Origin of the sequence: Anaerobutyricum hallii DSM 3353 (genome assembly GCF_000173975.1) — a bacterium.
GTDB lineage: Bacteria > Bacillota > Clostridia > Lachnospirales > Lachnospiraceae > Anaerobutyricum > Anaerobutyricum hallii.
Genome location: NZ_ACEP01000031.1, coordinates 1 through 19,534, shown reverse-complemented (window position 1 = coordinate 19,534; position 19,534 = coordinate 1). Strand labels below are relative to the sequence as shown.

Below are 19,534 nucleotides of genomic sequence, written 5' to 3'. Positions count from 1 at the left end.
ACTTGTATAAGATATTAATTGTTGAGGATGAAGAATTAGAAAGAACCTCCATGAAGATTTTTCTTGAGGAGAATCTTCTGGATGTAGAAATTGTCGGAGAAGCGAAAAGCGGCTTCGAGGCAGTAGAGATGATTGATTCAAAAGATATCAATCTCATGCTGGTAGATATTAACATACCTGGAATGGATGGTATGGAAGTTATCAAATATGCAAGGAAAAAACTTCCAAAGGCTGTTATTATTATAACAACGGCATATGATGATTTTAATATTGCACACAGAGCAATAAAGTTGAAGGTTGATGATTTCCTGCTCAAACCTATCAGAAAAGAGGTTTTACTTGAGTCCGTGAAGTCATTTGCAAGCCGTTTAGGAGAGGGACGACAGACCGGAAAGAGTAATAAATTGCTTTCAAAGTTCGAAATGGAATTAAAAAAATGCTCTTACAAAGCTTCTGTAGACATTTTAAGAGAGTACATAGACCAGTTATACTTAGAGGAGCATGATGTTAATATTATATCAAAGAGACTACAGGAGGTTGCAAAGGCAGTTGTGCGTATTAGTGAGGAACTTGGAATCACAGATACGAACGAACTTGTAGTTCAGATGGAGAAGCTTAAGATTAAGTATCTTCTCTATAATAATAAGCATGATGCCTATAATGAAATTATCAAGATGGTAGACATTCTCTTTGATAAGATGAATATCAAAGGTAAGCTTTCAGAAGGCGGTATGAAGGCCGTTATTGATTACATAGAGAGAAACTTAAAGAAGGGTATCAGTTTAGAGGATGTTGCAAACCATGTGAATATCAGTACTTATTATTTAAGTAAGATATTCAAAAAAGAAATGGGTGTGAATTTCATCACCTATGTGACAGACCGGAAGATGGACCTGGCAAAAGAAATGCTGGTCAACACAGATATTCCGGTGCTTAATATTGCCTTGGATCTGGCGTACAATGAAGCGAATTACTTCAGTAAGGCCTTCAAAAAGAAGACTGGATTAACGCCATCTGAGTATAGAGAAAAGTACAGAAACAGAAAGGAGGAGGAAAATGAAACGGTTTAAACTTTCCACTGAAGTTTTATTCAGTGAGGATGCCATCGACGCACTTCTTGAAGAAAAAGACGAGAATGCGGTTCTGATTACTGACAAGTTCATGGTAGATTCAGGAATGGCAGACATGATTTTAAAAAAATTGTCTAATTGCAAAGAAGTTTCCGTTTTCAGCGAAGTAGTCCCTGATCCACCAATGGATCTGATTGAAAGGGGTATCGCATTTTTGCAGGATAAGGACTGTGATATCGTAGTTGCTCTTGGAGGAGGTTCTTCCATTGACGCGGCGAAAGCTATTGTATATATGGCTAAGAAGATTGAAGAGAAGCAGAATCCTGATAATCAGAAGAAGATCAAACTGATTGCCCTGCCGACAACAAGTGGTACAGGTTCCGAAGTTACACAGTTTGCTGTAGTAACAGACAGTAAGACGGGGGTTAAGATTCCATTGATCGATGAGAGCCTTATGCCTGATATTGCTATCCTTGATCCGGAACTTGTTAAGTCAGCGCCGCCGTTTATTACAGCGGATACAGGAATGGATGTTATTACCCACGCTCTTGAGGCTTATGTTTCTGAGACAGCGAGCGATTGCTCTGACTGTTTAGCAGAGAAAGCTGCAGAGCTTGCTTTTGAATTTCTTCCACGCGCTTACCGCAATGGTTATGATATTAAGGCAAGAGATAAGATGCACAGAGCATCCTGTCTTGCAGGTATGGCATTTAACCTTGTAAATCTTGGTGTAAACCACGGTATTGCCCATGCTTTAGGAGCTATCTTCCACATTCCACACGGAAGAGCCAATGCGTTAGTGCTTCCTTATGTTATTGAATTTAATGCCGATATGGCAAGAGAAGGCGCAAAACACAGCAATGACGCAGCAAAGAAGTATCAGAAGATGGCAAGAATCGTTGGCCTGCCAGCTCCTACACCTAAAGTTGGTGTGGCTAATCTGATTGCAGAGATCCAGCGTCTGTTAAAATATATGGATCGTCCACAGTGTATGTCCGAATGTGGCGTCAGTGTAGAAGAATTTAATAAACACAGAGAAGAAATTGTGCGTCGTGCATTGGCTGATGCATGTACACAGGCTAACCCTAGAAAGGTTACAGCAGAAGATATTAATAAAATTCTTGATCATATTGCAAAATAGTAGCGTTTGTATACAGAATCATTTGCTACCCTGTGGTAAAAATGGCAACAAAGTATCATGAAAATAAATAAATACATGAGTTTATATGTGTTTAAAAGCTAAAATTTATAGGCACTAGCCAAGTAATTTTGTGAAAATTGCTATATAATGATACTATCCTGTAAATCAACCAAAATATATTCTGCCTGAACAAATCAACCACAGGGCAGATAAGAATTTTATAAGGAGGTCAATTATGCAGAAAGAAGCTTTAGGAATGATTGAAACCAAAGGTTTAGTTGGCGCAATCGAAGCAGCCGATGCCATGGTTAAATCAGCAAACGTAACATTAGTAGGATACGAAAAGATCGGTTCCGGTTTAGTTACAGTTATGGTAAGAGGTGACGTAGGAGCTGTTAAGGCATCTGTAGACGCAGGTACAGTTGCTGCAGATAAAGTTGGTACAGTAGTTTCCAGCCACGTAATCCCAAGACCACATACAGACGTAGAAAAGATCTTACCACAATAGAGTTAGTCCTTGTCTGATCAATTATTAATGGAGGTATAATTCAATGAAAGATGAAATGATGGCTAAAATCATGGACGAAGTTATGAAAAAGATGGGTGGCACAGAAGCTCCTGCACAGAGCATGGCTTGCGAAGCTCCTCAGGGAATCAATGAAGACCTTTGCGGTTTAACAGAGTATGTTGGAACAGCAATGGGACATACAATTGGTTTAGTAATCGCTAACCTTGACTACAGTGTTCATGAATTATTAAAGATTGATCCTAAGTACCGTTCAATCGGTATCATCGCAGACCGTACAGGTGCAGGTCCTCAGATCTTCGCTTGTGATGAAGCTGTTAAAGCTACAAACACAGAAGTTTGCTTAATCGAGTGCCCACGTGATACAGAAGGCGGCGCTGGACATGGATGCTTAGTTGTATTTGGTGCAGAAGACGTATCCGATGCTAGAAGAGCTGTAGAAGTTGCATTAAGCTTCGTTGGAAAACACTTTGGTGATGTATACGGAAACTCCGCTGGACATCTTGAGTTCCAGTACACAGCACGTGCTTCTTACTGCTTAGAGAAAGCATTCGGCGCAGTTGTTGGTAAAGCATTTGGTATCACTGTAGGAGCTCCTTCAGGTATTGGTATCGTATTAGCCGATACAGCTTCTAAGACAGCTACAATCGATCCTATTTCTATCGCTACACCTGGTAATGGTGGAACATCCTTCTCTAACGAGGTTAACTTCTTCTTCACAGGAGATTCAGGAGCAGTTAGACAGGCTATCATTGGTGCAAGAGAAGTTGGTAAGCAGTTACTTAAAGCTTTAGAGCCAAACGAACCACTGGAATCCGGTACAGTTCCATATATCTAAGATTAACAATCTGATTTTTAAAGTTCTTTATATGGGGTGAGAGCCATATAGGGAATTAGAGTAAGAGATATCCACAAAGCGGGGGTGAGAGCCTGCAGTTGGATATTGTAATACTTTTATTTTGAATATATATATTGAAGGTAAAAGATAGTCTAATTGGAATTTGAGAGGTGTTGAGACCGTGAGAAGTAAACGTTTTGAGTATTTAGATCAAAGACCTGTTAATCAGGATGGTTATGCAAAGGAATGGCCAGAAGTAGGCTTTATTGCCATGAACAGCCCATTCGACCCAACTCCATCTATCAAGATCGTCAACGGCGAAGTTGTTGAAATGGATGGAAAAACAAAAGATGAATTCGACATGCTTGACGCATTCATCGCAAGATATGCCATTAATCTTGACTTTGCAGAAGAAGCAATGGCTACAGACTCTCTGGAGATTGCGCGTATGTTAGTTGACATTAATGTTAACAGACAGGAGTGCTTAAAATATACTACAGCAGTTACACCTGCTAAGTTAGTAGAAATCGTTGGTAACCTCAGCGTACTTGAAGCTATGATGGGTATTACCAAGATGAGATGTCGTTTAAAACCAGCTAACCAGTGCCACGTTACAAACGTAAAGGATAACATGGTTCAGATCGCAGCAGATGCAGCAGAAGCTGCTGTACGTGGATTTGCAGAGATGGAGACAACAGTAGGTATTGTACGTTATGCTCCATTTAATGCTATCGCTATTATGTTAGGTGCTAACGTTGGACGTCCTGGTATCCTTACACAGTGTGCTGTAGAAGAAGCTACAGAGCTTGACTTAGGTATGAGAGGTTACACCGCTTACGCCGAGACAGTATCCGTATACGGAACTGAAGACGTATTCATGGATGGTGATGATACTCCTTGGTCAAAAGCTTTCTTAGCATCCTGCTACGCATCTCGTGGTGTTAAGATGAGATTTACATCTGGTACTGGTTCAGAGGTTCAGATGGGTATGGCAGAAGGAAAGTCTATGCTTTACCTTGAGGCTAGATGCCTCGGTGTTACTCGTGGTGCTGGTGTTCAGGGAACACAGAATGGTTCTGTATCCTGTATCGGTGTACCTGCCGCTGTACCTGGTGGTATCCGCGCCGTTGCATGTGAGAACTTAATTGCCGCTATGCTTGACCTTGAGAACGCTTCCTCTAATGACCAGTCATTTACACACTCTGATCTTCGTAGAGTTGCTCGTTCTATTCCACAGTTTATTCCAGGAACTGACTACATCTGTTCCGGATATTCATCCACACCGAACTATGATAACATGTTCGCAGGATCCAACTGGGATGCAGACGATTATGATGATTGGTGCGTAATTCAGCGTGACTTAAGAGTTGATGCTGGTCTTCTTCCTGCAAGAGAAGAAGAAGTTGTTGCAGCACGTAATAAAGCTGCAAAAGCTATTCAGGCACTGTTCCGTGAATTAGGTTTACCTGAAATTACAGACGAAGAAGTTGAAGCTGCCACATACGCTCGTGGTTCACAGGATATGCCTGACCGTGACGTTGTAGCTGACCTTAAAGCTGCTACAGATATGCTTGATCGTGGAGTTACAGGTATCGACTTCGTTAAAGCTCTTTACAAGGGTGGATTTGAAGACGTTGCTGAGTCTATCTTCAACATTCAGAAAGCTAAAGTTGTTGGTGACTACTTACATACAGCTTCCATGCTTGATGATAAATTCCATGTAATTTCTGCTGTTAACAGCCCTAACTGCTATGAAGGACCTATGACAGGTTACCAGATCAGCCCAGAACTTTGGGAGAAGATTTCTGATATCCGTACTGCAGTAGATCCGGCTAAGCTTTAATCGAGTAAGGAAGGTGAACCATAATGGCAATTGATGAAAAATTATTAAAAAGTGTTATCGCTGAAGTTCTTAAAGAAATGAATACTGCAGATACTTCCGCAGCTTCTGCTGTAGAGGGAGAAACTTATGAGTGCCCTGGAATGCAGATTACTGAAATCGGTGATGCAGAAAAAGGCACAAATCCTAACGAAGTTGTTTTAGGTTTAGCTCCTGCTTTTGGAGAATCTCAGACAACAAATATCGTAGGTATTCCTCATGCAGATATTGTAAAAGAGGTTATGGCTGGTCTGGAAGAAGAAGGTGTTTCCTGTAGAATCGTTAAAGTTTACAGAACATCCGATGTATCTTTCATCGCTCATGATGCTGCTGAATTATCAGGTTCAGGCATCGGAATTGGAATTCAGTCCAAAGGTACTACTGTAATCCATCAGAAAGACCTTCCACCGCTGTCTAACTTAGAGTTATTCCCACAGTGCCCACTGATCGACCTTGAAACATACAGAGCAATCGGTAAAAACGCTGCTCAGTACGCTAAAGGAGAATCACCAAATCCGGTACCTGTAAAGAATGACCAGATGGCAAGACCGAAATTCCAGGCTTTATCCGCTGTACTGCATATCAAAGAGACAGAGCATGCAGACAGAGATAAGGCTCCTAAAGCTCTTAAAGTTGTATTTAAATAGACGGAGGTGTCAATCGTGGATCAGGAATTATTAGTAAGACAGATTATGCAGGAAGTTATGAAAAACATGCAGGGTTCTGCCGCAGCCTGCGAATGTGAAAGCAAGGTTACGGTTGAGGATTACCCACTGGGAGAGAAAAAACCAGAATTAATCAAGAGTGCTTCTGGAAAATCTTTAAATGATTTAACTTTACAGGGAGTTATTGATGGAAAGTTAGATGCAAAAGATTTCCGTATCACAAAAGAAACTCTGGAATTACAGGCTCAGGTTGCTGAATCTGCAGGACGTGGATTCTTCGCAACGAACTTAAGAAGAGCTGGTGAATTAATCCCAGTACCTGATGCAAGACTTCTTGAGATTTATAACGCTCTTAGACCATATCGTTCAACAAAAGCTGAATTATATGCAATCGGTGATGAGTTAATCAACGAATACGGTGCTACAGTAAGTGGTAACTTCGTTAAAGAAGCTGCAGACATTTACGAAAAACGTAACCGTTTAAAAAAATAATTAGTTGATTGATTTCGACGGAGGTATGAGAAGTGAAATTAGTTGCGGGCGTTGATATTGGCAATGCAACAACGGAAACTGCGATTGCCAGAATCGATGGTAAAAATGTGACATTCCTTTCGAGTGGTATTACAGGTACTACTGGAATTAAAGGAACGAAACAGAACATACACGGAGTTTTTCAGTCACTGAAGAATGCCCTTGATGAAGTTGGTTTTGAAATCAGTGATCTTGATGAAGTTCGTATTAATGAAGCCGCTCCCGTTATCGGTGATGTCGCTATGGAGACTATTACCGAAACTATTATCACGGAATCTACTATGATTGGACACAATCCCAATACTCCAGGGGGTGTTGGGATTGGTGTTGGAATATCTCAGCGCATCGACAGATTAGATACTGTCAAAGATGGCGGAGATGTAATTGTGGTTATTCCGGCAGAAGTTTCCTTTGAAGCTGCCGCTGCACTCATTAACCGATATAACAAAATATTTAACATTACAGGTGCCATTGTCCAGCGCGATGATGGCGTTTTGATTAACAACAGGCTTGAAAAGAAGATTCCTATCGTTGATGAGGTAGGTATGATTGATAAAGTACCTCTCGGAATGTTATGTGCAGTAGAAGTTGCACCTGTTGGCGGAGTTGTCGAAGTACTCTCTAACCCATATGGTATCGCAACATTATTCAAACTGTCCCCGGAAGATACAAAACAGGTTGTACCGATTGCCCGCGCGTTAATCGGAAATCGTTCTGCCGTTGTCATTAAAACACCGGAAGGAGACGTAAAAGAAAGACGTATCCCTGCCGGTTCTATTGAGATTATAGGCGCAAAGAAAAAAGTAATCGTTGGCGTAGAAGAGGGAGCCGAGAAGATGATGGAAGCTGTAAATAGCGTTCCAGTCATCGAAGATATTAAAGGTGAACCTGGCACCAATGCCGGCGGTATGCTTGAAAAAGTTCGTCAGGTTATGTCAAATCTTACAAACCAGCATCCAAAAGATATCAAAATTCAGGATTTACTTGCTGTAGATACTTATAATCCTCAGAAGATTAAAGGTGGTCTCGCAAATGAATTTTCTTTAGAAAGTGCAGTAGGAATTGCTGCCATGGTTAAGGCAGACCGTCTTCAGATGAAGATGATCGCGGAAGAATTGACAGACCGATTAAAAATCCCTGTATATGTTGGCGGTGTTGAGGCAGATATGGCTATTAAAGGAGCTTTAACTACACCGGGTACAAATGTACCACTCGCCATAGTAGATATGGGAGCAGGATCAACGGATGCTTCAATTAAAGACAGAGACGGCAATGTAAAGCTCGTGCATCTGGCGGGGGCCGGAAACATGGTAACTTTACTGATTCAGTCCGAACTTGGACTGGAAGATTTCAATACAGCAGAAGATATTAAAAAGTATTCTCTCGCAAAGGTTGAAAGTCTTTTCCATATTCGTCATGAAGATGGAACCGTACAGTTCTTTGAACAGCCATTAGATCCGAATGTATTCGCAAAGGTTGTCTTAGTCAAGGAAGATGGAGAGTTAGTTCCGCTTGAGGGACAGGATTCCATGGAAAAGATTAAGATGGTAAGAACCAATGCAAAGAAAAAGGTATTCGTAACAAATGCGATTCGTTCATTGGCGAAGGTTAGTCCTACCGGTAATGTACGAGACATCGAATTTGTAGTATTAGTAGGTGGTTCTGCACTCGACTTCGAGGTGCCGACTCTCGTAACTGATGCATTATCACAATATAATATAGTAGCTGGTCGGGGAAACATTCGCGGATGCGAAGGTCCTCGTAATGCGGTAGCAACAGGACTTGCGATGTCTTGTGCTGATGTATAGGAGACAATTATGGAAGGAAGCAATACAGTAATTGATAACAGACCTTCAGTGAAAGTTTTTTATGACTGTGATCACCTTTCTGAAGCTGATTTTGTCAGCGTCCTTCTTGGAATCGAGGAGGAAGGCATCCCCTATGATGTTCAGGCAGAGCATTGCAGTTCCGTATTAGAACTTGCACATAATGCCAGCTTGAATTCAAGATTAGGGGTGGGCGTTGGTATCAGCAAAGAAGGCATTGTTCTTCAGCATGAGAAGCTGGATAAAGCGGCCCCTCTTTTTAAGATTAAGTTATATCAGACAGAGCTGTTCCGGAAGATTGGCGCGAATGCCGCAAGACTGGTAAAGAAAATGCCATTCAAAGTTCTGGATTAAGGCTTTACAATTAATTAATTCTGAAATGTGAGGAGGTGTGAAGGTGTCTAACAATAAATGTCTTGGTTTCATCGAAACCTTTGGTTTAGCTGCCTGTGTGGCAGCAGCAGATGCAGCAGTAAAGTCTGCTAACGTAAAACTGCTTGGATATGAATATGCAAAGGGCGGCGGAATGTGTACTGTAAAGGTAGAAGGTAACGTCGGAGCATGTAGAGCAGCAATCGCAGCAGGCAAAAAAGCGGCAGAAGCAGTTAACGGTTCTTTAAGTGGAACAAAGAGTACACTGTTAAAAGCAAGACCGGCAGATGGCATGAGAGAATTACTCGTAGACAACAGAGAGACTGTTGGAGGAGAAATTGCTCTTGCAGAAGGTTATCGTCCAAAAGGAGATACAAAGAAACCGGTACTCGTAAAGAACTGGAAACCAAAAACTGAACCAAAGGCTGAGGTAGTGACCGAGGAAGCACCTGAACCGCCTGTAGTGGAAGAACCTGAGGAAGAAGAGCCAACATCAGAGGAACCTGAAACGGAAGAGGTCAAAGAGGAAGCTCCTGTAGAGGAACCGAAAGCAGAAGAACCTGCTGAGGAAACTCCTGTAGAAGAGACTCCAGTGGAAGAAGCTCCTGTAGAAGAGCCAAAAGCAGAAGAACCTGCACCAGAAGCTCCAGCAGAAGAGACTCCAGTAGAGAAAGCAGAAGCAGAGGAAGCAAAATCTGAAAAGACTGAACCGAAAAAGGAAACTGACAAAAAGGCAGACGCTCCTAAGGGAAAGACTTCAACAGGAAATAGAAGAAGCAGATCCAGAAGAAAAAAGAACACCGATAATAACGATAACAAATAAGTCGGAATAATCGGCTCTGGATTATAAATCAGTAATCAGGCAGGAAAGGCCTTCAGCCTTTCCTGCGATAGTATCAATAATAACGTACATTTAGTACATACAAATATGCGCAATGGATGCATGTGGATACCGAGACAGACACATGCAATCCTGACAATAATGATTCGGTATTCGAACATTAGAATAAATAAGGGGATCACATGAACGATTACAATAACGTTTTAGTTGGATTTTCGGAGCTTATCAAAAATGAAGAATTTCGTCCCTATGAAGGGGATTTGAGATTGGGTGTCGATCTTGGAACCGCCAACATTGTAGTATCTGTTGTAGATTCCAACAACACACCAATTGCCGGGGCTTCCTATCCGTCCACGGTTGTACGGGATGGAATCGTTGTGGATTTCATGGGTGCATCCAGAGCGGTCAGAAATATGAAAGCCAAGCTGGAAGATCTGATGGGAGTGGAGTTTTACGAAGCTGCCACAGCCATTCCGCCGGGAATTATTTCTGGAAACGTAAAGGTAATTTCCAACGTAGTCGAGTCTGTTGGACTGGATGTAGTCAATGTCATTGACGAGCCTACAGCAGCCGCTTCTGTTCTTGGTATTACGGACGGAGCAGTCGTGGATGTCGGTGGTGGAACAACCGGTATCAGTATTCTCAAAGACGGAAAGGTTATCTTTACCGCAGATGAGCCTACAGGTGGAACACACATGACTCTGGTACTTGCTGGGAGCCTTGGATGTTCCTTTGAAGAGGCCGAGAGAATCAAAAAAGATCCGAAACAGGAAATGCTGGTATTTCCTGTGGTTAAACCGGTAATTGAAAAGATGGCAGCAATCGTTGCCCGTTTTATCGAAGGATACGATGTGGACGTTATTTATGTAGTAGGCGGTGCCTGCAGCTTTAAGAAGTTCGAAAGTGTTTTTGAGAAGGAAACAGGGGTTAAGACGATTAAGCCGAAAGAACCTTTACTGGTTACTCCATTAGGAATTGCCATGAACTGCAATAAGCAATAGGTGGCATGATGAATAGAAAAGAATTTGAAGATGCGCTTATGGCAACGATTGTGGAATATATTTCAGACCAGGTCATCTTACGATACGCACAGGCTTGTAAGAAAGCTACTGTTCTTTTCTCCGGAGCCTTAATTGGTTATAAAGATGCAGTAACATCTTTAAATGAACTAAAAAAGGATGGCTGGACATTGACAGCAGTACTGTCAAAGGCAGCAGGAGAAGTAATTACAGAAGAACGTATCAGGAATGATATTGGTCCGGATGCCATTTATGTTGAAGGCGCTCCGGTTAACGGCAGACAGATTGTAGATGACAGTCAGTTTGTAATTATTCCGTCGCTGACAATTAATACAGCCGCAAAGGTTGCAAATTGTATCAGTGATAATCTTCTTACCAATATGATTTCCAGAGCGATGGCTACAGGAAAGCCAATCGTGGCAGCAATTGATGGCTGCTGTCCGGATAACAAGGTAAGAGAGCAGTTAGGCTTTAAAGTAACAGAAGCTTATAAAGCGAAAATGCGACATAATCTTGAAGATATGCTCGCATACGGAATCACATTGACTACAGACTATAGTCTGTGCAGTAAAGTAAATGAAGTTTTCTCTGCAAAGGTGTCTCTCCCGGCACTGGATAACAGTAAGCCGGCACCGAAGAAAGACAGAATTGTTTCCACAAAGATGGAGCCAGCAGTACAGTCAGTAAGCCAGCCAGTCAAAAAAGTGGAAACACCGAGCAGTGTAAAGTTAGACAAAAAAGTAATCGGCAGAGTCGATATAGCAAAGAATGCGAGATTTAAGACAATCGTTGTAAGACAGGATGCATTAGTTACCGGTCTTGCAAAAGATGAAGCTTTAAATCGCGGAATTACGATTGTAAAAGAGTAAGTAGGTGAAGACATGTATTTAGGTAAAGTGATTGGTACAGTAGTTTCGACTATTAAGACTCCAAGCCTGACCGGCAGTAAGTTTCTTATTGTTGAGAAGATTAATCAGGATCTTACAGCAAAGAAACAGACAGAAATTGCTGTTGATACTGTTGGAGCCGGCGATGGAGAAACCGTAATTGTCGTAGGCGGAAGTTCCGCACGTATGTCAAATGGTAAAAAGACTGACCTGCCAGTAGATGCTGCGATTATCGGCATTGTCGATACCGTAGAGATATCACAGTGTTAAGGGTGTGAATATAATGTCCAATATTTATACAAAGACAGGTGATAAAGGAACGACGGGTCTCTATGGTGGTTCCAGAGTTGACAAAGACAGTTTAAACGTTGATGCTTACGGAACTGTCGATGAAGCAATCTCTTCTCTGGGAGTTGCCTATACCCTGACTGACTCACCGGAAATAAAAGAATATATTAATCATATTCAGAAGAGGATGTTCCAGGCAGGTGCTGAATTAGCCAGTGATGCAAGAGGAATGGAAATGCTTAAAGATAAGATCGGGGAAGCTGATATCAAATACCTCGAAAATATCATTGACAAATCCACCGAAGTGAACGGGCTGATGCGAGAATTCGTAGTACCTGGAGTTAATCCTTCCTCCGCAGCCTTACACGTTGCAAGAACTGTTGTAAGACGTGCAGAGAGAATAATTACAGCACTCGCAAAGCAGGTTCCTGTTCGTGAGGAGTTACGCAAATATATCAATCGCTTATCAGATGCGTGCTTTGCAATGGCTCGTCTCGAAGAGGCAAGAGCAAAAAATCAGGAGATCGAAGAATTAAAAGACACAGTACGACAGGTAGTGAAAACCTTAGGAGCTATGGGAAAGGAAGAAGACAGCATGGATATGTCAATTGAAACCTTGAAAAAGATGGCTGGATTCATAGAAGAAAAGGCAAAAGAGATTGGTGTTCCTGTTGCATTTTCCGCAGTAGATGAAGGTGGCAACTTACTGTACTTCCAGCGCATGGAAGGAACCCTTTTGATCAGTACAAAGGTGTCTCAGGATAAAGCATACACTGCCTGTGCTTTAAAGTGTCCGACATGTGATCTTGCTGATGTGACAAAACCAGGTGAGAGCCTGTGGAGTCTTCATAATTCTGGTGATGGCAGAATTATTTGTTTTGGAGGCGGATATCCAATTAAGAAAGATGGCAAAGTAATTGGAGCCATCGGAGTAAGTGGTGGAACCGCTGAAGAGGATATGGCAGTAGCGACATACGCATTAGAAAAAATGCAAGGAGGAAAAGCATAATGAATATCGATGTTGAATTAATTGAAAAAGTCGTTAAAAAAGTATTAAACGATGTTGAGACTGGCTCAAGCGAAAGCGAATATGGATATGGTATCTTTGATACTATGGACGAGGCAATTGAAGCTTCCGCAAAAGCTCAGAAAGAATATATGAACCATTCCATGGCTGACAGACAGAGATACGTTGAAGGTATCAGAGAAGTTGTTTGTACAAAAGAAAATCTTGAGTACATGAGTAAACTCGCTGTAGAAGAAAGCGGAATGGGTGCTTATGAATATAAAGTAATCAAAAACCGTTTAGCAGCAGTTAAATCTCCAGGTGTTGAAGATTTAACAACAGAAGCTTTATCAGGTGATGACGGACTTACATTAGTTGAGTACTGTCCATTCGGTGTAATTGGTGCTATCGCTCCTACAACAAACCCTACAGAAACAGTTATCTGTAACTCCATCGCAATGCTTGCTGGTGGAAACACTGTAGTATTCAGCCCACATCCACGTTCAAAAGGCGTTTCCATCTGGTTAATCAAAAAACTGAACGCTAAATTAGAAGAGCTGGGCGCTCCTAGAAACTTAATCGTAACTGTTAAAGAACCATCTATCGAAAACACAAATATCATGATGAACCATCCAAAGGTTCGTATGCTTGTTGCTACAGGTGGTCCTGGAATCGTTAAAGCAGTTATGTCAACAGGTAAGAAAGCTATCGGAGCTGGTGCTGGTAACCCTCCAGTAGTAGTAGATGAGACAGCTGATATCGAAAAAGCAGCTAAGGATATCGTTAACGGATGTTCTTTCGATAACAACCTTCCATGTATCGCAGAGAAAGAAGTTATCGCTGTAGATCAGATCGCTGACTACTTAATCTTCAACATGAAGAACAATGGCGCATACGAAGTAAAAGATCCTGAAATCATCGAAAAGATGGTTGATCTCGTAACAAAAGACAGAAAGAAACCAGCTGTTAACTTCGTAGGTAAGAGCGCACAGTACATCCTTGACAAAGTTGGAATCAAGGTTGGACCAGAAGTTAAATGTATCATCATGGAAGCTCCTAAGGATCATCCATTCGTACAGATCGAGTTAATGATGCCTATCCTTCCTATCGTTCGTGTTCCTAACGTAGACGAAGCTATCGACTTCGCTGTAGAAGTAGAACATGGTAACAGACATACAGCTATGATGCATTCTAAGAATGTAGATAAACTTACAAAGATGGCAAAAGAAATCGAAACAACTATTTTCGTAAAGAATGGCCCATCTTATGCAGGTATCGGTGTTGGCGGAATGGGATATACAACATTCACAATTGCCGGACCTACAGGTGAAGGTTTAACATCTGCTAAATCATTCTGCCGTAAGAGAAGATGTGTATTACAGGACGGTCTCCATATCAGAATGAAATAATTAAGAGGTGAGTTAAATGGAAAAAAACCTTATTGATATCATTGCAAAATCCGGTATCGTTGGTGCCGGTGGTGCAGGTTTTCCTACTCATGTAAAAATGAATGCTAAGGCTGAATATGTCATCATTAATGGTGCTGAGTGCGAACCTTTATTAAGAGTCGATCAGCAGCTTATGGCCGTTGAGACAAAGAAAATTCTTGATGCATTAAAGCTCTGCATGGAAGCAGTAGGTGCAGACAAGGGTGTAATTGCCTTAAAAGGTCACTATGAAGCAGCAATTAACAGCTTTAACCAGCTCTTGGGAGAGTATGAAGGCATTAGCCTTCATCTCCTTCCAAACTTCTATCCGGCTGGTGATGAACAGATTACAGTATACGAAGTTACGGGAAGAATTGTACCAGAAGGTGGAATTCCTCTACAGTGTGGCGTTATCGTTTCCAATGTAGAGACCATGCTTAATATTTACAATGCTTACTTTGAAGACAAACCAGTTACAGATTCTTATGTAACATTTGCTGGTGAAGTAAAGAACCACATTACTTTAAAATTACCACTTGGTATGACAGTAAAAGAAGCATTAGACCTCGCTGGAGGAGTTACCGTAAACGGACCATATGTCGTAATTAACGGCGGTCCTATGATGGGTAAACATGTTGCGTTAGATTCTAAGATTACAAAAACAACAAAAGGCTTAATCGTGTTACCGGAAGACCATCCATTGATTCAGGATGTAAAACTTCCAATACCTAAGATGCTTCATATGGCAAAAGCTGCATGTTGTCACTGTAGTATGTGTTCAGAAGTATGTCCTCGTCATCTGATCGGACATAGAATTGAACCAAACAAGACTATCAGATTTGCAAGCTACGGAAGCTTATGCGATGGTTCTGATACACCAATGATCGCATTCTTATGTTCAGAATGCCGTCTTTGCCAGTATGCATGTATCATGAACCTCCAGCCTTGGAAAGTAAATCATGAACTGAAAGGTATCATGGCAAAACAGGGTATTAAGAGTACATTGCATAACCAGCCAGAATCAGTACATCCAATGAGAGAGTACAAACGATTCCCTATCAAGAAGTTAATCGCTCGTCTGGGACTGACAAAATACAACGTTGCAGCTCCTCTGACAGAATTAACAACAGAGATAGATCACGTATCTATTCCTGTAGGACAGCACATCGGCGCACCTGCAGTTCCGTGTGTAAGTGTTGGTGATACCGTTGCAAAGGGCGATGTGATCGCTCAGCCTGCAGAAGGTAAATTAGGTGCTTGTATTCATGCTAGTATCAGCGGTACAGTCAAAGCAATCGCTGACGGTTGTATCTCAATCGAAAAATAAAGGATGGTGTTTACACAGTGAGAAAAGCAGTTGGATTCGTAGAAATTAAAAGCATTCCTGTTGGTATCCAGACAGCAGATGAAATGGTTAAAGCAGGTAATGTAGAATTATTACTGTCTACACCAATTTGTCCTGGTAAATATGTAATTATTGTTGGCGGACATGTAGGTCCTGTAAAAGCTGCTATGAGCAAAGCTGAACTCGTAAGCGGAATTTACTTAATCGACACACATATCCTTGACAATATTCGTGAAGAAGTTCTCCCAGCCATTGCTGGAGTAACTCCAACTCAGCAGATCCAGGCAGTTGGCGCAATTGAGACAATTTCCGCTTTAACAGCAATTATTGCAGCCGATACAGCAGTAAAGGCTTCCAAAGTCAGCATCGTTGACTTAAGAATTGCCAGAGGTTTAGGCGGTAAAGGATACTTAGTAATCACAGGAGAAGTATCCTCTGTAAGATCAGCAGTTAATGCATGTCTTGCAAAATTAGGAATCAGTGGAGAAGTAACATCTACTTCAATTATTCCACGTCCACATCCACAGATTGTTGAAAGTTTATTGAAGTAATAAGCCCTCACATCATGGATAGTTAATTATAGTAGTTATAATCAACTTAAGTATATAGAAAGGTTGTCCGCATAGAATCGGGCTTTCGCCTCAGCCACACAGGGCCAGGAGGGAAAGATTCCCGTGGGCGGGCAGCCTTTTTCGGCTATAAAAGGAAGTAGTGCCAAGAAAAAAGAAGTTCTAATTTTAATATAGGCAAGATAAAAAAGAGGATTATAAAGTAAGTATCACAAGGGTATCTTGTGAATTAATTTAAATATCTATAGAATTAGTTCTGAATAAATACAGAGTTGGTCGCAGCAAGAATGCCGGGCATTCTTGAAATTTAATATAGACAAAACAAAAATAATGTGAAAAAATATAAACAGATATATAACAAAAATATAGAAGGACAGGAGTAAAAGCAAAATGGGAAAAACATATATTCCAATCACAGAAGCGAACAAAAAGAACATCTTAAACTTCATCGGAATGTGCCGCATGAACGGATTAGAAGGAATGGCAGAACCATCATTCTCTTTCAAAGATATCAGAGAAGACATCGGAACTGTAATCTTTGATGTATTCTATAACTGCAGAGGAATCACAGAACCATCCTGGAATATGACAGTTAAAGTAGATAGTGATGTACGTTTCCATGACAGCGCAGCTTCGAAAGCAGGAGAAACCTACTGTTATTTAGATTCTTACAGAATCGAAAAAGATAGTCTTGAATTCAAGACAAAAACATCAAAATTTAACGTATTTTCTTTTTAGAGCGTGTTTAATTTATTAAAGACGATGCTGCCGAAGACGGATGATTCAAAGACAAATTTCCTGAAGGCAGACACCCCAGAGACAGACGCCCGGGAAGAGAACCGATACCCTATATTTGTGACTTTAGTCGCTGCGGTTTAAATGCTCGCTTAAAGCGCTCGCATCTAAACCTTACTCCGAGGCCACAAATACAGGGTATCGGTTCTCTTCTCGGGCTGTTTTTGGCTGGAGTTTTTGAATATAGGATAGAGTTGTTTTTGTTTTGGTAAAACCTATTGAAAATATCCCTATAAAATGCTATGTTTTTTGTATCAGAAACTTCATCAGGACATCATTGTAATGCAGAGAAATAGATGGGAAATTAAAAAGTAAGGAGAGGAAAACGAATGAAAAAAATGGGGAAAGTAGCAAGACTAGCATCATTGTTAGTATTAACTCTTTTATTCGGATTGTTTCCAATTGGATCAGGAAATAATTTAAATAAAGTACAGGCCGTTACACCATTAAACAATCCGAGAACTGTAGCAGATTCGTCTATGAACGCTAAACAGAAAGTGACATGGGATTGTGTATGGTTTGGAGCATACCCACAAAGTGAAGTGACAAGCGGAGATATTTATAATAAATTAAAAAATGCGACAGGCTGGGATGAGAATAATGATATTGTAATAGATGGGAACAAGTATCGGAGATTAAAGGGGGAAGATGCGACATATTATAATACTAAACGTGTTTTAAATTATTATGATTGGATTGAGGATTATTCTACTTATCATTATTTTAAATATGAGGCAATTAAATGGAGAGTTTTAAATGTAAGTAATGGAGGGGCATTGCTATTGGCAGATCAAGCCTTAGATAGTCAGCGATATAATCAAAATAGTGAGGATATTACTTGGGAAAAAAGCAGTATAAGAAGTTGGTTGAATGCACAGGATACTATAAATAATCAAGAAGGAATAAATTATAGGAAAGGAAATTTTTTGAATGAGGCTTTTTTTCTAAGTGAGCAAGCAGTGATACTACCGAGAAACATAGCAAATAAAAACAACGCTACTTATAATACTTCTGGTGGAAATAATACTTTAGATAAAATTTTTTTGCTAGCAGAAACGCAAATTTGTGGTTTGGATGCAAAAAAATACGGTTTTATAATGGATCATAGTATAGATGATGAAGCAAGACAAAGTAAATGTGCAGAATATGCCTTTGCAATGGGATGTTATAAATTTGTAGAAACAAAATATGCAGAAAATGTAAATTGGTGGCTCCGTTCGCCAGGTGGAAGTAGTAAGGCTGCACTTAAAATAGATTATGATGGAAGGAGTAGAACAGGTGGCAGTAGTATAGATAGTATTGAAGCTATTCGCCCTGCTTTGTATTTGAAGATTTCTTCCTCCAACCTTTATTCCTATGCAGGAACTGTGTGCTCTGATGGAACAATAAATGAAACGCCTGCCCCTGCTAGAGTATATCAAGATAATACATCCTCTGGAAACACTGGTAATAATAGCAGCTCCAATAACACCACAGGAAATAATAATAGCAATAATACCAACAACAATAAAAACAATACCACAGCAAATACCAAGCCATCCAACAAAACTACCGCATCCAAGAAACCAACCAAACGCGCTCTTCTGCCAGTAGAAAAAATGACAGGTTCCCTGAAATCTGTGAAGTCACCAGCAAAGAGCACTCTTGCGATTACCTGGAAGAAGTTAAGGAAAGTGACTGGCTATCAAGTACAGTTTTGTGCAAAGAGCAATTTTAAAAAAGGAACGATAGAACGTAAATTTAAACAAAAAGTTACCAAGACAAAAGTTCGTCCATTAAAGAGTAAGAAAAAATATTATGTACGAATGCGCCCGTATACCAAGTCAGGTTCTAAAACGTACTATGGTAAATGGAGTAAGGTAAAGAGTGTGAAGATTAAATAATATTCAAGTTACTATTTAATTCATTAACCAACTAACAGACGAATCCAAGAAACCAAATCCTCTATATTTGTGACTTTCGTCGCGGCGTGTTGAATGTTCGTTTATGCGCTCGCATCCAACACTTGCTCCCAGGCCACAAATATAGAGGATTTGGTTTCTTGGATTCTGTGCTGTGGATGGATTTTGTTTGAATTAATATAGTAAATATTTAATATTTTGTAGTATAATAATTGTATACGATGATTCAAGGCTATGAAATGAGGTGAAAAATTATGATGTATCCATATATGACATTAGCAGATGAAACAGAAATTGTTCATTCTCAGATTATTGAAAAAGATGGAATGAAGAAAGTAATAGTAAATTTTGAACGTCCAACAGAAAATGGATTTGATTCTGCAAGATGCGAATTACCAGATTATAAATGGACAGAAAGAATGGGATATTCTGATGAAGAAATAGAGATGTTTGAAGAACTTTTACACAGTAATGCACATTTGTTATACAAATATGCTGAAAATGGAGGGATTCAAATTGCTTAAACTATTTATCCTCTTACAGCAAGAAGACTCCGACCACCTCTAAGGTGGGAGATGAATTGCGTCTGCTACCTGCTTGATAGAGCC

The 19,534-nt window shown here is 40.5% G+C and carries 20 protein-coding genes; all 20 read left to right on the top strand.

The window, feature by feature from the left end; translation table 11 throughout:
- Positions 1-2: 2 nt before the first annotated feature.
- Positions 3-1,070: a response regulator transcription factor gene (locus EUBHAL_RS02320; RefSeq protein ID WP_005344407.1), complete on the top strand. Its 1,068-nt coding sequence runs from the start codon at positions 3-5 to the stop codon at positions 1,068-1,070.
- On the top strand, positions 1,057-2,211 hold the full coding sequence (locus EUBHAL_RS02315; protein ID WP_005344405.1) for a 1-propanol dehydrogenase PduQ: 1,155 nt from the start codon (positions 1,057-1,059) through the stop codon (positions 2,209-2,211). The genes EUBHAL_RS02320 and EUBHAL_RS02315 overlap by 14 nt, the downstream gene beginning before the upstream one ends.
- A 235-nt stretch (positions 2,212-2,446) precedes the next feature.
- Positions 2,447-2,719, top strand: coding sequence for a propanediol utilization microcompartment protein PduA (gene pduA / locus EUBHAL_RS02310; protein WP_005344403.1), 273 nt, complete (start codon positions 2,447-2,449; stop codon positions 2,717-2,719).
- A 43-nt stretch (positions 2,720-2,762) separates the two neighbouring features.
- On the top strand, positions 2,763-3,575 hold the full coding sequence (gene pduB, locus EUBHAL_RS02305; RefSeq protein ID WP_005344401.1) for a propanediol utilization microcompartment protein PduB: 813 nt from the start codon (positions 2,763-2,765) through the stop codon (positions 3,573-3,575).
- A gap of 181 nt (positions 3,576-3,756) precedes the next feature.
- A complete protein-coding gene (locus EUBHAL_RS02300) occupies positions 3,757-5,418 on the top strand; it encodes a propanediol/glycerol family dehydratase large subunit (RefSeq protein WP_021907064.1) in 1,662 nt (553 codons plus the stop codon).
- Between the two features lie 23 nt (positions 5,419-5,441).
- Positions 5,442-6,101 carry a propanediol/glycerol family dehydratase medium subunit gene (locus tag EUBHAL_RS02295; protein ID WP_005344398.1) on the top strand — a complete coding sequence of 220 codons (660 nt, stop codon included), beginning with the start codon at positions 5,442-5,444 and terminating at the stop codon, positions 6,099-6,101.
- A gap of 15 nt (positions 6,102-6,116) precedes the next feature.
- A complete protein-coding gene (locus EUBHAL_RS02290) occupies positions 6,117-6,611 on the top strand; it encodes a diol dehydratase small subunit (RefSeq protein WP_005344396.1) in 495 nt (164 codons plus the stop codon).
- 32 nt (positions 6,612-6,643) lie between these two features.
- Positions 6,644-8,458, top strand: coding sequence for a diol dehydratase reactivase subunit alpha (locus EUBHAL_RS02285; protein WP_005344395.1), 1,815 nt, complete (start codon positions 6,644-6,646; stop codon positions 8,456-8,458).
- Between the two features lie 9 nt (positions 8,459-8,467).
- Positions 8,468-8,830: a glycerol dehydratase reactivase beta/small subunit family protein gene (locus EUBHAL_RS02280; protein WP_005344393.1), complete on the top strand. Its 363-nt coding sequence runs from the start codon at positions 8,468-8,470 to the stop codon at positions 8,828-8,830.
- Positions 8,831-8,873: 43 nt separating this feature from the next.
- Positions 8,874-9,671: a BMC domain-containing protein gene (locus EUBHAL_RS16310; RefSeq protein ID WP_049940618.1), complete on the top strand. Its 798-nt coding sequence runs from the start codon at positions 8,874-8,876 to the stop codon at positions 9,669-9,671.
- A gap of 200 nt (positions 9,672-9,871) precedes the next feature.
- Complete coding sequence (eutJ, locus tag EUBHAL_RS02270; RefSeq protein WP_005344391.1) at positions 9,872-10,690, top strand: ethanolamine utilization protein EutJ; 819 nt, start codon at positions 9,872-9,874, stop codon at positions 10,688-10,690.
- 5 nt (positions 10,691-10,695) lie between these two features.
- Positions 10,696-11,577: a flavoprotein gene (locus EUBHAL_RS02265; RefSeq protein ID WP_005344390.1), complete on the top strand. Its 882-nt coding sequence runs from the start codon at positions 10,696-10,698 to the stop codon at positions 11,575-11,577.
- Between the two features lie 12 nt (positions 11,578-11,589).
- Entirely contained in the window at positions 11,590-11,865 is a 276-nt protein-coding gene (locus EUBHAL_RS02260; RefSeq protein ID WP_005344389.1) for a EutN/CcmL family microcompartment protein, read from the top strand.
- A gap of 13 nt (positions 11,866-11,878) precedes the next feature.
- Entirely contained in the window at positions 11,879-12,892 is a 1,014-nt protein-coding gene (locus tag EUBHAL_RS02255; protein WP_005344388.1) for a cob(I)yrinic acid a,c-diamide adenosyltransferase, read from the top strand.
- Positions 12,892-14,298 carry an aldehyde dehydrogenase family protein gene (locus EUBHAL_RS02250; RefSeq protein WP_005344386.1) on the top strand — a complete coding sequence of 469 codons (1,407 nt, stop codon included), beginning with the start codon at positions 12,892-12,894 and terminating at the stop codon, positions 14,296-14,298. Before EUBHAL_RS02255 ends, EUBHAL_RS02250 begins: the two co-directional genes overlap by 1 nt.
- A gap of 16 nt (positions 14,299-14,314) precedes the next feature.
- The gene (locus EUBHAL_RS02245) at positions 14,315-15,643 is read left to right on the top strand and encodes an SLBB domain-containing protein (protein ID WP_005344384.1); all 1,329 of its coding nucleotides are present in this window, start codon (positions 14,315-14,317) and stop codon (positions 15,641-15,643) included.
- Between the two features lie 17 nt (positions 15,644-15,660).
- Complete coding sequence (locus tag EUBHAL_RS02240) at positions 15,661-16,212, top strand: BMC domain-containing protein (protein ID WP_021907074.1); 552 nt, start codon at positions 15,661-15,663, stop codon at positions 16,210-16,212.
- 408 nt (positions 16,213-16,620) lie between these two features.
- Positions 16,621-16,968 carry a hypothetical protein gene (locus tag EUBHAL_RS02235; protein ID WP_005344378.1) on the top strand — a complete coding sequence of 116 codons (348 nt, stop codon included), beginning with the start codon at positions 16,621-16,623 and terminating at the stop codon, positions 16,966-16,968.
- Positions 16,969-17,354: 386 nt separating this feature from the next.
- The gene (locus EUBHAL_RS02230) at positions 17,355-18,908 is read left to right on the top strand and encodes a DUF6273 domain-containing protein (RefSeq protein ID WP_005344375.1); all 1,554 of its coding nucleotides are present in this window, start codon (positions 17,355-17,357) and stop codon (positions 18,906-18,908) included.
- A gap of 272 nt (positions 18,909-19,180) precedes the next feature.
- Positions 19,181-19,450: a hypothetical protein gene (locus tag EUBHAL_RS02225; RefSeq protein ID WP_005344373.1), complete on the top strand. Its 270-nt coding sequence runs from the start codon at positions 19,181-19,183 to the stop codon at positions 19,448-19,450.
- Positions 19,451-19,534: the final 84 nt, after the last annotated feature.

Excerpts from the sequence above, each read along its gene's own strand:
- EUBHAL_RS02315 (WP_005344405.1), top strand. The coding sequence starts at position 1,057 with ATGAAACGGTTTAAACTTTCCACTGAAGTTTTATTCAGTGAGGATGCC.
- pduA (WP_005344403.1), top strand. The coding sequence starts at position 2,447 with ATGCAGAAAGAAGCTTTAGGAATGATTGAAACCAAAGGTTTAGTTGGC.
- pduB (WP_005344401.1), top strand. The coding sequence starts at position 2,763 with ATGAAAGATGAAATGATGGCTAAAATCATGGACGAAGTTATGAAAAAG.
- EUBHAL_RS02295 (WP_005344398.1), top strand. The coding sequence starts at position 5,442 with ATGGCAATTGATGAAAAATTATTAAAAAGTGTTATCGCTGAAGTTCTT.
- EUBHAL_RS02280 (WP_005344393.1), top strand. The coding sequence starts at position 8,468 with ATGGAAGGAAGCAATACAGTAATTGATAACAGACCTTCAGTGAAAGTT.
- eutJ (WP_005344391.1), top strand. The coding sequence starts at position 9,872 with ATGAACGATTACAATAACGTTTTAGTTGGATTTTCGGAGCTTATCAAA.
- EUBHAL_RS02265 (WP_005344390.1), top strand. The coding sequence starts at position 10,696 with ATGATGAATAGAAAAGAATTTGAAGATGCGCTTATGGCAACGATTGTG.
- EUBHAL_RS02260 (WP_005344389.1), top strand. The coding sequence starts at position 11,590 with ATGTATTTAGGTAAAGTGATTGGTACAGTAGTTTCGACTATTAAGACT.
- EUBHAL_RS02255 (WP_005344388.1), top strand. The coding sequence starts at position 11,879 with ATGTCCAATATTTATACAAAGACAGGTGATAAAGGAACGACGGGTCTC.
- EUBHAL_RS02250 (WP_005344386.1), top strand. The coding sequence starts at position 12,892 with ATGAATATCGATGTTGAATTAATTGAAAAAGTCGTTAAAAAAGTATTA.
- EUBHAL_RS02245 (WP_005344384.1), top strand. The coding sequence starts at position 14,315 with ATGGAAAAAAACCTTATTGATATCATTGCAAAATCCGGTATCGTTGGT.
- EUBHAL_RS02235 (WP_005344378.1), top strand. The coding sequence starts at position 16,621 with ATGGGAAAAACATATATTCCAATCACAGAAGCGAACAAAAAGAACATC.
- EUBHAL_RS02230 (WP_005344375.1), top strand. The coding sequence starts at position 17,355 with ATGAAAAAAATGGGGAAAGTAGCAAGACTAGCATCATTGTTAGTATTA.
- EUBHAL_RS02225 (WP_005344373.1), top strand. The coding sequence starts at position 19,181 with ATGATGTATCCATATATGACATTAGCAGATGAAACAGAAATTGTTCAT.